This is a genomic window from Streptomyces sp. NBC_00019 (assembly GCF_045041015.1).
Taxonomy (GTDB): Bacteria; Actinomycetota; Actinomycetes; order Streptomycetales; family Streptomycetaceae; genus Streptomyces.
This window is the reverse complement of the sequence record NZ_CP108302.1, coordinates 8,299,445-8,316,136: the sequence shown is the minus strand read 5'-3', so window position 1 is coordinate 8,316,136 and position 16,692 is coordinate 8,299,445. Positions and strand designations below refer to the sequence as shown.

The 16,692-nt window shown below is 69.7% G+C and carries 1 protein-coding gene; it reads left to right on the top strand.

What is annotated here, in order from left to right:
- Window positions 1-50: 50 nt before the first annotated feature.
- A complete protein-coding gene (locus OHU89_RS38680) occupies window positions 51-16,655 on the top strand; it encodes an SDR family NAD(P)-dependent oxidoreductase (RefSeq protein WP_405649592.1) in 16,605 nt (5,534 codons plus the stop codon).
- The last annotated feature ends 37 nt before the right edge of the window (window positions 16,656-16,692 follow it).

Genomic DNA, 16,692 nt, shown 5'->3' with positions numbered 1-16,692 from the left:
GACCACCCCCGCCCCGCACCATTCCGCGCCTCGACAAGGAGCTTGCGCCCATGACTGACGAGCAGAGGCTTCTGGACAACCTGAAGTGGGTGACCGCGGAACTCCGCCAGGCCCGTCGCCGCCTCAGCGAGGTCGAGTCGAAGTCCACGGAGCCCATCGCCATCGTCTCCATGGCCTGCCGCTACCCCGGTGGGGTCGGCTCACCCGAGGACCTGTGGAACCTCGTGGCCGAGGGCCGCGACGGCATCACGGAGTTCCCCCTCGACCGCGGTTGGGCGGAGGACCTGTACGACCCCGACCCGGCCGCCGGCGGCAAGAGCTACACGCGGAGGGGTGCCTTCCTGGAGGGAGCGGACCGCTTCGACCCGGATCTCTTCGGCATCTCGCCCCGCGAGGCACTGGCCATGGACCCGCAGCAGCGGCTGCTGCTGGAGACGGCGTGGGAGGTGTTCGAGCGGGCGGGCCTGGACCCCACCGGGAGGAAGGGCACCGCGACCGGAGTCTTCGCCGGGCTCAACTCCCAGGATTATCTGCTCCGTCTGTACCGTGCCACCGACGATCTGGAGGGCTACGCGGCCACCGGCAGCGCGGGCAGTGTGGCCTCGGGCCGGGTGGCGTACACGTTCGGGCTCGAAGGCCCGGCGGTGACCGTGGACACCGCCTGCTCCTCCTCTCTCGTCGCCCTCCATCTGGCGATCCAGGCGCTGCGCAACGGTGAGTGCGACGCCGCGCTCGCCGGTGGTGCCACGGTCATGACCAGCCCGTCCGCGTTCACCGTCTTCTCCCGTCAACGGGGTCTGGCGGCGGACGGCCGCTGCAAGGCGTTCGCCGAGGCGGCGGACGGCACCGGCTGGGGTGAGGGCGTCGGACTCCTGCTCCTGGAACGCCTGTCGGACGCGCAGCGCGAAGGCCACCCGATTCTCGCGGTCCTGCGTGGCTCGGCGGTCAACCAGGACGGCGCGTCCAACGGCCTGACCGCCCCCAACGGCCCCTCCCAGCGCAGGGTGATCGAGCGGGCGCTGACCAACGCGCGGTTGCGGCCGGGCCAGGTGGATGTCGTCGAGGCCCACGGCACGGGCACCACCCTCGGCGACCCCATCGAAGCCCAAGCCCTACTGGCGACTTACGGCCGGGAGCACTCCGCCGAACGACCGCTGTGGCTGGGCTCGGTGAAGTCCAACATCGGGCACACCCAGGCGGCGGCGGGTGTGGCCGGCGTGATCAAGATGGTGCAGGCGATGCGGCACGGGGTACTGCCGCCGACCCTGCATGTCGACCGTCCGTCGAGCCACGTGGACTGGAGCGCGGGGTCCGTCTCCCTGCTGACGGAGGCGCAGGAGTGGCCGGAGACGGGTGAGCCGCGTCGGGCGGCGGTGTCGTCGTTCGGCATGAGTGGGACGAACGCGCACGTGATCCTGGAAGCCGCACCGGAACCTGCGGAGGCGGAGGCACCGGAGCAGGGGCAGGAGCCGCAGTTCGGGCCGGTGCCGGTGGTGCTGTCCGCGCGGTCGGAGCGTGCGCTGGCCGATACGGCGGGCCGGTTGGCCGAGTTCGTGGACGCCCATCGGGAGGTGGAGGTCGGTCCGCTGGCCGCGCGGTTGTGGTCGGGGCGGGCGAAGCTGGAGCACCGCGCCGGGATCGTCACCGACAGTGTCGGGGAGCTGCGTGACGCCCTGACCGCTCTGGCCGAGGGAAGCGGTCATCCCGCGCTGGTGGTGGGGCCGGGCGTGGTGGAGCCGGGGAAGACCGTCTTCGTCTTCCCCGGGCAGGGCTCGCAATGGGCCGGCATGGGCCGCCGCCTGGCCGCCGAAGAGCCGCTCTTCGCCGCCCACCTGGCCGCATGCCAGCAGGAGCTGGCGCGCTGGTGCGACTGGGACCTGCTCGACGTCCTCGCCTCCGAGGACGAAGACGCCCTGGCGCGGGTGGATGTGGTGCAGCCCGCCCTGTTCGCCGTCATGACCGGCATCGCGCGGGTGCTGGAACACTACGGCGTCAGGCCCGACGCCGTGATCGGCCACTCCCAGGGCGAGATCGCCGCCGCCCACATCGCCGGAGCACTCACCCTGGCGGACGCCATCGCCGTGGTCACCCTGCGAGCCCAGGCCATCAGGCAACTCGCCGGCACCGGCACCATGGCCTCCCTCCCCCTGCCCGCTTCGGAGCTCACCGACCTGCCCGACGGGGTCCACCTCGCCGCCGTCAACGGACCGGCCACCACCGTCCTGGCCGGCGAAACGGTTGCACTGACGGCACTCGTCGAGGCCTACCAACAGGACGATGTCCGGGCCCGCCTCATCCCCGTCGACTACGCCTCACACACCCCCGCCGTCGAAGCCCTGCGCGAAACCATCCTCACCGACCTCACCCACCGCGCCCAGATCCAGCCGCTCCCACCCACGATTCCCTTCTACTCCACCCACACCGGCAGCCTGCTGCCCGACGACCGGCCCCTGGACGGCGCCTACTGGGTCGACAACCTCCGCCACCCCGTCCACTTCCACACGACGGCTCTCCAACTCCTCGACGACGGCCACCACACCTTCATCGAGACCAGCCCCCACCCGGTGCTCGCCGCGGCCCTCGCCGACACCCTCGCCGCACACCCGGCAGACGCCCACCACTACCCCACCCTCACCCGCAACAACGACAACACCGCCCGACTGCTGACCACCCTCACCAACCTCCACACCCACCACCACGGCATCGACCTGGCCCAGCACCTGCCCACCACACCGCACCACGGCCTGGACCTGCCGACGTATCCCTTCCAGCACCAGCCCTACTGGCTCCAAACCCCCACCCAGCTCACCGACGCCAGCGACCTGGGACTCACGGCCGTCGACCATCCGCTGCTCAGCACCGCCACCCAGCTCGCCGACACCAACAGCACCGTCCTGTCCGGACGCATCGCACTGAAGACCCACCCCTGGCTCGCCGATCACGCCGTGTCCGGCACGGTCCTGCTGCCTGGCACGGCTCTGGTCGACCTGGCTCTGCACGCCGGGGACCACACCGGAGCCACCCACCTCGACGAACTCACCCTCCACACACCCCTCGTCCTGGACGACACAACCAGCCGCGACCTCCAAGTCACCACCACTCCCGAGGCGAGCGGATGGCAGATCACCATCCACTCCCGCCCCCACACCGACGAACCGGACACCGCCAACTCCGAATGGGTATGCCACGCCACCGGCACCCTCACCACGTCACATGAACAGGCCCAGCCCCTCACCCAGTGGCCGCCTGTCGGGACACGACCAGTCGACGTTTCCAGTCTTTACCGTCAATTGGCCGTCAGTGGTTACGAGTACGGGCCGGTCTTCCAGGGCGTCACTTCGGTCTGGGCCCAATCCGACGGCACTTTGCATGCCGAAGTGGCACTGACCGACTCAGCTGATCCCACCGGACACACCATCCACCCGGCTCTCCTCGACGCAGCCCTCCACCCCCTCGCGACAGCGGCAGAGACAGGCAGTGAGGTGCGCCTGCCGTTCGCCTGGACCGGTGTCACCGTGCACGCCACCGGCGCCACCCACCTGCGCGTCACCCTCACCACCACCGGCAACGATGTATCGCTCCAGGCCTGGGACCCCACCGGCGCCCCTGTCGCCACCGTGAACACGCTCGCCACCCGCCCCATCGACCCGGCATCACTGCAGAAGACGGCGGATGCTGGAATCCGCAACAGCCTCTTCCACCTGACCTGGAAGCCGATCCAAGCAGGCTCTGAGGTCGTGGACCCGGACCAGGTCGATGTTTACGCAGCTCCAGCCGACCTGGACGACCACAATCCGGCCGCCGCGCACGCGGCCACCGAGGCCCTCCTGGCTCACCTTCAGTCCTGGCTGACCGACAACGACGCCACCAGCCGCAGCCTGGTCATCCTCACCCAGCACGCGGTCGCCACCAGCCCAGCGGAAGACGTCCACTTGGCCCACGCCCCGTTGTGGGGTCTGATCCGCTCCGCGCAGAACGAGAACCCCGGCCGCATCCACCTCATCGACACCGACGACCCGGCGGACACGTCGTACCTCGCCGACGCCCTCGCCACCGGCGAACCCCAACTCGCCCACCGCCACGGCCAACTCCTCGCACCCCGCCTGGCACGCACCGAGGACCACCACACCCTGCACCTGCCCCAGCAGTCCTGGAAACTGTCCGCCGACACCAGCGGCACCATCGAAGCCATCACCTGCCGGCCCGCACCCGAATGGGACGCCCCCCTGACCCCCGGCCAGGTCCGCATCGACATCCGCGCCATCGGCCTCAACTTCCGCGACACCCTCATCGCCCTGGGCATGTACCCCGGCACCGCACCCCTGGGCAGCGAAGGCGCCGGCATCATCACCGAGATCGCCGACGACGTCACCACCCTCACCGTCGGCGACCGCGTCATGGGCGTCTTCACCCACGGCGCCGGCGCACGCACCGTCACGGACCACCGTCTGGTCACCACCATCCCCGACCACTGGTCCTACACCACCGCCGCCGGCACCCCCGTCGCCTTCCTCACCGCCTACTACGCCCTCTACGACCTCGCCGACCTCCAACCCGGCGAAACCCTCCTCATCCACGCCGCCACCGGCGGAGTCGGCTCAGCCGCCCTCCAACTCGCCCAACACACCGGCGCCGACATCTACGCCACCGCCCACCCCACCAAACACCACCACCTCACCACCCAAGGACTCCCCCCCACCCACATCGCCTCCAGCCGCACCCTCGACTTCGAACACCACTTCCGCACCCACACCCCCCACCACGGCATCGACGTCGCCCTCAACGCCCTCGCCCACCAACACACCGACGCCACCCTCCGCCTCCTCCACCCCGGCGGACGCTTCATCGAAATGGGCAAAACCGACATCCGCGACCCCGACCAACTCGCCCAAACCCACAACATCCACTACCGCAACTTCGACCTCATCGAAGCCGGCCCCGACCGCATCCAACACATCCTCACCACCCTCCGCGACCTCTTCACCCAAGGCACCCTCACCCCCCTGCCCACCACCAACTTCGACATCCGCCACACCCCCCACGCCCTCCGCCACCTCAGCCAAGCCCGCCACACCGGCAAACTCACCCTCACCCTCCCCCAACCCCTCAACCCCCACGGCACGGTCCTCATCACCGGCGGCACCGGCGGACTCGCCACCCTCACCGCCCACCACCTCATCACCACCCACCACACCCACCACCTCCTCCTCGCCTCCCGCACCGCACCCCAACACACCACACTCCAAGCCGAACTCCAGGCCCTCGGAGCCCACGTCACCCTCACCGCCTGCGACCTCACCGACCCACAAGCCGTCGAAGACCTGATCGCCTCCATCCCGGAAGAACACCCGCTCACCGCGGTCATCCACACCGCCGGCACCCTCGACGACACCACCCTCACCGGCCTCACCCCCGACCGCCTCCACCCAGTACTCGCACCCAAGATCGACGCCGCCTGGAACCTCCACCACGCCACCCGCCACCACGACCTCACCGCCTTCGTCCTCTACTCCTCCGCCGCCGGCACCCTCGGCAACCCCGGCCAAGCCAACTACGCCGCCGCCAACACCTACCTCGACACCCTCGCCCACCACCGCCACCACCACGGCCAACCCGCCACCAGCCTCGCCTGGGGCTACTGGAAACACACCACCAACCTCACCCACCACCTCACCGGCACCGACATCCGCAAAGTCACCGCCGGCGCTCAACCCCTCGACACCGACCACGCCCTCCACCTCCTCGACACCGCACTCACCACCGCCGAGCCATACCACCTGTGCCTCCCCCTCACCCCCAGCGCGCTGCGCACCACCGATGCCGTCCCCGCACTGCTGCGCGACCTCGCCCCACGCCCCACCCGCCGCAGCGCCGCCACCCACACCCCCACCACCGCCGGAGCCCTGGCCCAGGAACTGACCCGCCTGCCCGAAACCGACCGGCACCACCGCCTGCTCGACCTCGTCCGCAGCAACGTCGCCGCCGTCCTCGGCCACCACACCCCCGACGCCATCGACCCGCAACGGCCCTTCAAAGACCTCGGCTTCGACTCCCTCACCGCCGTCGAACTCCGCAACCGCCTCACCGGCACAACCACCCTGCGCCTGCCCGCCACCCTCATCTTCGACCACCCCACCCCCCACACCCTCACCACCCACCTCCTCAACCAACTCCTCAACACCCCCACCACAACCACCACCGCCCACACCACCAGCCCCACCACCCACGACCCCATCGCCATCGTCGCCACCGCCTGCCGCTACCCCGGCGACATCCGCAATGCGCAAGCACTGTGGGAACTCGTCAGCGAGGGCATTGACGCCGTCGGTGACCTTCCGACCAACCGTGGCTGGGACCTGGACAACCTCTACGACCCCGACCCGGACGCCACCGGCAAGACCTACACACGCCACGGCGCCTTCCTCCACGACGCCGACCAGTTCGACGCCGACTTCTTCCACATGAACCCCCGAGAAGCCCTCGCCACCGACCCCCAACAGCGACTGCTCCTCGAAACCGCCTGGGAAGCCTTCGAACACGCCGGCATCGACCCCACCACCCTCAACGGCAGCAACACAGGCGTCTTCACCGGAGTCATCTCGCAGGACTATCTGCTACGCCTCCACCAGAACCCGGAGGGGCTAGAGGGCTACATCGCCACGGGCAGTTCGGGAAGCGTGGCCTCCGGCAGGGTGGCGTACACGTTCGGGCTTGAGGGCCCCGCGATGTCGGTGGACACCGCCTGCTCCTCGTCCCTGGTCGCCCTACACCTCGCTGCCCAGTCTCTCAGCCAGGGTGAGTGCGACATGGCTCTGGCGGGCGGCGCCACCGTCATGGCCACCCCCGGCACCTTCCAAGTCTTCTCCCGTCAGCGCGGGTTGGCTGCCGACGGCCGCTGCAAGCCCTTCGCCGACGCCGCCGACGGCACCGGCTGGGGCGAAGGCGCAGGACTCATCCTCCTCGAACGCCTCTCCGACGCCCAACGCAACGGCCACCCGGTACTGGCGGTACTACGCGGATCAGCCATCAATCAGGACGGCGCCTCCAACGGCCTCACCGCCCCCAACGGACCCTCCCAACAACGCGTCATCGAACAAGCCCTCGCCAACGCCCAGTTGACCCCCGCCCAGATCGACGCCGTCGAGGCCCACGGCACCGGCACGACCCTCGGCGACCCCATCGAAGCCCAAGCCCTCCTCGCCACCTACGGGCGCGAACACACCGCCGAACAGCCGCTGTGGCTGGGCTCGATCAAATCCAACATCGGCCACACCCAGGCCGCCGCCGGCGTCGCCGGCGTCATCAAGATGATCGAAGCCATGCGCCACGGTCGACTCCCCCAAACCCTTCACGTGGACGAGCCCTCCACTCACGTGGAATGGGAAACAGGTCATATTGCACTGCTGACGGAGGCGCAGGAGTGGCCGGAGACGGGTGAGCCGCGTCGGGCGGCGGTGTCGTCGTTCGGCATGAGTGGGACGAACGCGCACGTGATCTTGGAAGCCGCACCGGAACCTGCGGAGGCGGAGGCACCGGAGCAGGGGCAGGAGCCGCAGTTCGGGCCGGTGCCGGTGGTGCTGTCCGCGCGGTCGGAGCGTGCGCTGGCCGATACGGCGGGCCGGTTGGCCGAGTTCGTGGACGCCCATCGGGAGGTGGAGGTCGGTCCGCTGGCCGCACGCCTGTGGAACGGACGCGCCAAGCTGGAGCACCGCGCCGGGATCGTCACCGACGACCGCGCGGAACTGCTCACCGCCCTCACCGCACTCGCCGACGGCAGCGGCCACCCCGCACTCGTCGTCGGCCCAGGCACAACAGCACCGGGAAAGACCGCCTTCGTCTTCCCCGGGCAGGGCTCGCAATGGGCCGGCATGGGCCGCCGCCTGGCCGCCGAAGAGCCGCTCTTCGCCGCCCACCTGGCCGCATGCCAGCAGGAGCTGGCGCGCTGGTGCGACTGGGACCTGCTCGACGTCCTCGCCTCCGAGGACGAAGACGCCCTGGCGCGGGTGGATGTGGTGCAGCCCGCCCTGTTCGCCGTCATGACCGGCATCGCGCGGGTGCTGGAACACTACGGCGTCAGGCCCGACGCCGTGATCGGCCACTCCCAGGGCGAGATCGCCGCCGCCCACATCGCCGGAGCACTCACCCTGGCGGACGCCATCGCCGTGGTCACCCTGCGAGCCCAGGCCATCAGGCAACTCGCCGGCACCGGCACCATGGCCTCCCTCCCCCTGCCCGCTTCGGAGCTCACCGACCTGCCCGACGGGGTCCACCTCGCCGCCGTCAACGGACCGGCCACCACCGTCCTGGCCGGCGAAACGGTTGCACTGACGGCACTCGTCGAGGCCTACCAACAGGACGGTGTCCGGGCCCGCCTCATCCCCGTCGACTACGCCTCACACACCCCCGCCGTCGAAGCCCTGCGCGAAACCATCCTCACCGACCTCACCCACATCCAGCCCGTTCGCCCGGCTATTCCCTTCTACTCCACCCACACCGGTGGCCTGCTGCCGGAAGACCGGCTCCTGGACGGCGCCTACTGGGTCGACAACCTCCGCCACCCGGTTCACTTCCACACGACGGCTCTCCAGCTCCTCGACGACGGGCACCACACGTTCATCGAGACCAGCCCCCACCCGGTGCTCGCCGCGGCCCTCGCCGACACCCTCGCCGCACACCCGGCAGACGCCCACCACTACCCCACCCTCACCCGCCACAACGACAACACCGCCCGACTGCTGACCACCCTCACCAACCTCCACACCCACCACCACGGCATCGACCTCACGCCCCACCTCCCGCAGCCGCAGCCCGCCGACTCCGAGCTGCCCAGCTACCCCTTCCAGCACCAGCCCTACTGGCTCCAAACCCCCACCCAGCTCACCGACGCCAGCGACCTCGGCCTGACAGCCGTCGACCATCCGCTGCTCAGCACCGCCACCCAGCTCGCCGACACCAACAGCACCGTCCTGTCCGGACGCATCGCACTGAAGACCCACCCCTGGCTGGCGGATCACGCCGTGTCCGGCACGGTCCTGCTGCCTGGCACGGCCCTGGTCGACCTGGCCCTGCACGCCGGGGACCACACCGGAGCCACCCACCTCGACGAACTCACCCTCCACACACCCCTCGTCCTGGACGAGGCCACCAGCCGCGACCTCCAAGTCACCACCGCCCCCGACGCCGACGGCTGGCGCGTCACCATCCACTCCCGACCCCACACCGACGAACCGGACACCGCCAACTCCGAATGGGTGTCCCACGCCACCGGCACCCTCACCACGTCACAGGAACAGGCCCAACCGCTCACCCAATGGCCACCCGCAGCCGCGGAACAGGTCGACATCTCCGACCTCTACGACCAACTGGCCGCAGCCGGCTACGAATACGGACCAGCCTTCCAAGGCGTCAGCGCCGTCTGGTCTGAGAGGGACGGCACCCTCCACGCCGAAATCACCCTGCCCGAAGAGGCCGACCCCACCGGACACACCATCCACCCAGCCCTCCTCGACGCAGCCCTCCATCCCCTCGCCCGCCGGACTGCGGACATCGGAGAGACACGGCTTCCGTTCGCCTGGACCGGTGTCACCGTGCATGCCACCGGCGCCACCCACCTACGCGTCACCCTCACCACCACCGACAACAACATCTCCATCCAGGCCTGGGACCCCACCGGCACCCCCGTCGCCACCGTGAACACGCTCGCCACCCGCCCCATCGACCCGGCATCACTGCAGAAGACGGCGGATGCAGGAACCCGCAACAGCCTCTTCCACCTGACCTGGAAGCCGATCGAAGCAGGCCCTGAGGTCGTGCGTGACGACGAGGTCGACGTCTATGCGACCCCGGTCGATCTGGAAGACCTAAGCCCGGCCGCCGCGCACGCCGTGACCGAGGCCCTCCTGGCTCACCTTCAGTCCTGGCTGACCACCAACGACGCCACCGATCGCCGACTGGTCGTCCTCACCCACCACGCCGTCGCAACGAACTCTGCGGAGGATGTCCACCTCCCGCATGCACCCCTGTGGGGTCTGATCCGATCCGCCCAGAACGAAAACCCCGACCGCATCCACCTCATCGACACCGACGACCCGGCGGACACGTCGTACCTCGCCGACGCCCTCGCCACCGGCGAACCCCAACTCGCCCACCGCCACGGCCAACTCCTCGCACCCCGCCTGGCACGCACCACCCCAACAACCGAAACCCTCCCCCAACCCCTCAACCCCCACGGCACGGTCCTCATCACCGGCGGCACCGGCGGACTCGCCACCCTCACCGCCCACCACCTCATCACCACCCACCACACCCACCACCTCCTCCTCGCCTCCCGCACCGCACCCCAACACACCACACTCCGCGACCAGCTGAAGGCCCTGGGAGCCGAAGTCACCCTCGCCGCCTGCGACCTCACCGACCCACAAGCCGTCGAAGACCTGATCGCCTCCATCCCGGAAGAGCACCCGCTCACCGCGGTCATCCACACCGCCGGCACCCTCGACGACACCACCCTCACCGGCCTCACCCCCGACCGCCTCCACCCGGTACTCGCACCCAAGATCGACGCCGCCTGGAACCTCCACCACGCCACCCGCCACCACGACCTCGCCGCCTTCGTCCTCTACTCCTCCGCCGCCGGCACCCTCGGCAACCCCGGCCAAGCCAACTACGCCGCCGCCAACACCTACCTCGACACCCTCGCCCACCACCGCCACCACCACGGCCAACCCGCCACCAGCCTCGCCTGGGGCTACTGGAAACACACCACCAACCTCACCCACCACCTCACCGGCACCGACATCCGCAAAGTCACCGCCGGCGCTCAACCCCTCGACACCGACCACGCCCTCCACCTCCTCGACACCGCACTCACCACCGCCGAGCCATACCACCTGTGCCTCCCCCTCACCCCCAGCACGCTGCGCACCACCGATGCCGTCCCCGCACTGCTGCGCGACCTCGCCCCACGCCCCACCCGCCGCAGCGCCGCCACCCACACCCCCACCACCGCCGGAGCCCTGGCCCAGGAACTGACCCGCCTGCCCGAAACCGACCGGCACCACCGCCTGCTCGACCTCGTCCGCAGCAACGTCGCCGCCGTCCTCGGCCACCACACCCCCGACGCCATCGACCCGCAACGGCCCTTCAAAGACCTCGGCTTCGACTCCCTCACCGCCGTCGAACTCCGCAACCGCCTCACCGGCACAACCACCCTGCGCCTGCCCGCCACCCTCATCTTCGACCACCCCACCCCCCACACCCTCACCACCCACCTCCTCAACCAACTCCTCAACACCCCCACCACAACCACCACCACCGCCCACACCACCAGCCCCACCACCCACGACCCCATCGCCATCGTCGCCACCGCCTGCCGCTACCCCGGCGACATCCGCACGGCCGATGACCTCTGGCGGTTGGTCGCCGAAGGGAAGGACGCCATATCCGGCTTCCCGACCAACCGTGGCTGGGACCTGGACAACCTCTACGACCCCGATCCGGACGCCACCGGCAAGACCTACACACGCCACGGCGCCTTCCTCCACGACGCCGACCAGTTCGACGCCGACTTCTTCCACATGAACCCCCGAGAAGCCCTCGCCACCGACCCCCAACAGCGACTGCTCCTCGAAACCGCCTGGGAAGCCTTCGAACACGCCGGTATCGACCCCACCACCCTCAACGGCAGCAACACAGCCGTCTTCACCGGAGTCATCTACGCGGATTACGGACCGCGCCTGATGCACCGGACGCCCGAGGGCTTCGAGGGGTACCTCGGCAACGGGAGTGCGGCGAGTGTGGCTTCCGGGCGGGTGGCGTACACGTTCGGCCTCGAAGGCCCAGCCATGACGGTGGACACCGCCTGCTCCTCGTCGTTGGTGAGTATGCATCTGGCGGCCCAAGCCCTACGCCAAGGGGAGTGCGATCTCGCCCTCGCCGGCGGCGTCACCGTGATGTCGACGCCGTCCGCCTTCCTGGAGTTCTCCCGTCAGCGGGGGTTGGCTGCCGACGGCCGCTGCAAGCCCTTCGCCGACGCCGCCGACGGCACCGGCTGGGGCGAAGGCGCAGGACTCATCCTCCTCGAACGCCTCTCCGACGCCCAACGCAACGGACATCACGTCCTCGCCCTCCTGCGGTCCTCGGCGGTGAACCAGGACGGCGCGTCCAACGGCCTGACCGCCCCCAACGGGCCCTCCCAGCAGCGTGTGATCGAACAAGCCCTCGCCGACGCCCAGTTGACCCCCGCCCAGATCGACGCCGTCGAGGCGCACGGCACCGGCACCACCCTCGGCGACCCCATCGAAGCCCAAGCCCTCCTCGCCACCTACGGGCGCGAACACACCGCCGAACAGCCGTTGTGGCTGGGCTCGATCAAATCCAACATCGGCCACACCCAGGCCGCCGCCGGCGTCGCCGGCGTCATCAAGATGATCGAAGCCATGCGTCACGGCGTACTGCCCTCAACCCTGCACGTCGACCGGCCCACCAGCCACGTCGACTGGGAGACAGGCGGACTGGCCCTGCTGACCGAGTCCCGGTCATGGCCGCAGACCGGCCGTCCGCGTCGTGCCGCGGTGTCCTCCTTCGGCATCAGCGGCACCAACGCCCACCTCATCCTCGAAGAACCACCGACCGAGCAGGTGCCCGAGCCCGCCCGGGAGGACGAGCCGGACGCAAGGCCCGTACCCGTTGTGGTCTCGGCGCGCTCACGCAAAGCCCTGGCCGACACCGCGGGCCGGCTCGCCACCTACCTCCAGGCGCACCCGGAGGCGGAGCCCGGTGTACTGGCGGCCCGTTTGTGGTCGGGCCGGGCACACCTGGAACACCGCGCCGGGATCGTCACCGCCGACCCCGCGCAACTGCGCGCCGCGCTGGCCGCGCTGGCCGCCGGCGACGACCACCCCGCCCTGATCACCGGCCCCTCCCGCACCACCACGACAGGCCCTGCCCGCTTCGCCGTCCTGTTCTCCGGCCAGGGCAGCCAACGCCCCGGCATGGGAAGCGACCTCTACACCACCTACCCCGCCTACGCCCACGCCCTGGACGAAGTCTGCGCAGCCCTCGACCCCCACCTCGACCTCCCCCTGCAACACGTCATGTTCGCCCAGCCCGGCACCGAAGAAGCCACCCTCCTGGACACCACCCTCTACACCCAGCCCGCCCTCTTCGCCCACCACACCGCCACCTACCACCTCCTCCACACCCACGGCATCACCCCCCACGCCCTCATCGGCCACTCCATCGGCGAACTCTCCGCCGCCCACCTCGCCGGCACCCTGCCGCTACCGGTGGCCGCCGACATGGTCACCACCCGCGCCAAACTCCTCAACACCCTCCCCACCGGCACCGGCATGCTCGCCGTCCACTCCGGACCCGAACCACTCACCGAACACCTCACACGCCACCCGCGCATCGAGATCGCCGCCCACAACTCACCCACCGCCACCACCCTCGCCGGACCCACCGACCAACTCGACCAGATCGCCGCCGAACTGACAGCCGCCGGAATCCGCACCCGGACCCTGAACGTCGCCCACGCCTTCCACAGCGCCCACACCGAACCCATCCTCGACACCTTCACCACCCACCTGGCCGCACTCTTCGCCCGCCACACCCTCGGAAACGCCGAGATCCCGGTCATCTCCAACCTCACCGGCACCCCCGCCACCCCCGACCAGCACCACAACCCCGCCTACTGGGCCCACCACATCCGCCGACCCGTCCACTTCCACCAAGGCATCACCCACCTCACCGAAACCCAACACATCACCCTCTTCACCGAACTCGCACCCCACCCCACCCTCACCCCCCACCTCCCCACCCCCACCCACACCACCCCCCACCACCCCAACGAAACCCACACCCACCTCACCACCCTCACCACCCTCCACACCCACCACCACCCCACCGACCTCACCCCACACCTCCCACAACCCCAACCCACCCACCCCGACCTCCCCACCTACCCCTTCCAACACCAGCCCTACTGGCTCCAAACCCCCACCCAGCTCACCGACGCCACCGACCTGGGGCTCGCCGCTACAGAGCATCCGTTGGTAACCACAGCCACCCAGCTCGCGGACACGAACCACACTGTCCTGTCCGGCCGCATTGGTCTGCGGAGTCACCCTTGGCTGACCGGTCACGCCGTGTCCGGGACGGTCCTGCTTCCTGGTACGGCCCTGGTCGACCTGGCCCTGCACGCCGGGGACCACACCGGAGCCACCCACCTCGACGAACTCACCCTCCACAGCCCACTGGTCTTGGACGACACGAGCAGCCGCGACCTCCAAGTCACGACCGCCCCCGACGCCGACGGCTGGCGCGTCACCATCCACTCCCGACCCCACAGCGCACAGCCCGACGACACCGAGCCCTGGACCTGCCACGCCACCGGCACCCTCACCACCGCCCACCGACCGGCCGAGCCGCTCACCCAATGGCCACCCGCAGCCGCGGAACAGGTCGACATCTCCGACCTCTACGACCAACTGGCCGCGGCCGGCTACGAATACGGGCCAGCCTTCCAGGGCGTCACCGCCGTCTGGGCCCAGCCGGACGGCACCCTCCACGCCGAAATCGCCCTGCCCGAAGAGGCCGACCCCGCCGGACACACCATCCACCCAGCCCTCCTCGACGCAGCCCTCCACCCCCTCGCCACAGCGGCAGAGACAGGCAGTGAGGTGCGCCTGCCGTTCGCCTGGACCGGTGTCACCGTGCACGCCACCGGCGCCACCCACCTGCGCGTCACCCTCACCACCACCGGCAACGATGTATCGCTCCAGGCCTGGGACCCCACCGGCGCCCCCGTCGCCACCGTGAACACGCTCACCACCCGCCCCATCGACCCCGCATCACTCCACAAGGCAATCGGCTCGGGAACCCGCAACAGCCTCTTCCACCTGACCTGGAAACCGGCCGAAGCAGGCACCCGCGAAGTGGACCTCGACGAAGTCGACATCTACATCCCTGAGAGGGACGAGGACAGCGACAGCCCAACAGCCGCGCACGCGGCCACCGAGGCCCTCCTGGCTCACCTTCAGTCCTGGCTGACCGACAACGACGCCTCCGAGCGGCGCCTGGTCATCCTCACCGAGCACGCGGTGGCCACCAGCCCAGCAGAGGACGTCCACTTGGCCCACGCACCCCTGTGGGGTCTGATCCGATCCGCCCAGAACGAAAACCCCGACCGCATCCACCTCATCGACACCGACGACCCGGCGGACACGTCGTACCTCGCCGACGCCCTCGCCACCGGCGAACCCCAACTCGCCCACCGCCACGGCCAACTCCTCGCACCCCGCCTGGCACGCACCACCCCAACAACCCAAACCCTCCCCCAACCCCTCAACCCCCACGGCACGGTCCTCATCACCGGCGGCACCGGAGGACTCGCCACCCTCACCGCCCACCACCTCATCACCACCCACCACACCCACCACCTCCTCCTCGCCTCCCGCACCGCACCCCAACACACCACACTCCGCGACCAGCTGAAGGCCCTCGGAGCCCACGTCACCCTCACCGCCTGCGACCTCACCGACCCACAAGCCGTCGAAGACCTGATCGCCTCCATCCCGGAAGAACACCCGCTCACCGCGGTCATCCACACCGCCGGCACCCTCGACGACACCACCCTCACCGGCCTCACCCCCGACCGCCTCCACCCAGTACTCGCACCCAAGATCGACGCCGCCTGGAACCTCCACCACGCCACCCGCCACCACGACCTCGCCGCCTTCGTCCTCTACTCCTCCGCCGCCGGCACCCTCGGCAACCCCGGCCAAGCCAACTACGCCGCCGCCAACACCTACCTCGACACCCTCGCCCACCACCGCCACCACCACGGCCAACCCGCCACCAGCCTCGCCTGGGGCTACTGGAAACACACCACCAACCTCACCCACCACCTCACCGGCACAGACATCCGCAAAGTCACCGCCGGCGCTCAACCCCTCGACACCGACCACGCCCTCCACCTCCTCGACACCGCACTCACCACCGCCGAGCCATACCACCTATGCCTCCCCCTCACCCCCAGCGCCCTCCACAGGACCGACCACGTTCCTCCCCTCCTTCGCGACCTCACCCCGACCAACCGCCGCACCGCCGCCACGGCCCACTCAACGGACGCAGGCCTCGCGACCCGACTGAGTTCGTTGCCGCCGGAGTTGCAGGAGAAGTTGGTGCTTGAGGTCGTCTGCGCCGGCGTCGCAGCGGTGCTGGGGCACGGCGGTGCGGAAGCCATCGATCCCCAACGACCCTTCAACGAGCTGGGGTTCGACTCGCTCACAGCGGTACAGCTCCGTAACCGCCTCACGGAGACCACCGGCCTGCGCCTCACCTCCACCCTGATCTTCGACTACCCCACGCCCCATGACTTGGCGCGTCATGTCGGCACGGCCCTCGGCGTGGGTGAGGCATCGGTCGAATCGACGTTCCTGGTCGAGATCGAGAAGCTCGAACAGGCCTTGATCGAACGTGCCGAGGACGATTCCGGGCGGGTGAAGGTGACTCGTCGACTGCAATCTCTCCTCTCTCGCCTCACTGAGAGCGGACAGGCAACGGCCAGTAACGAGGACATCGAGGAAAAACTCCGTTCGGCGTCCAACGAGGAACTCTTCGACCTGATCGACGGCGATCTCGACCTTTCCTGATCCACAGCGGCTCACCACCAGAGCAATCCCGCGTAGA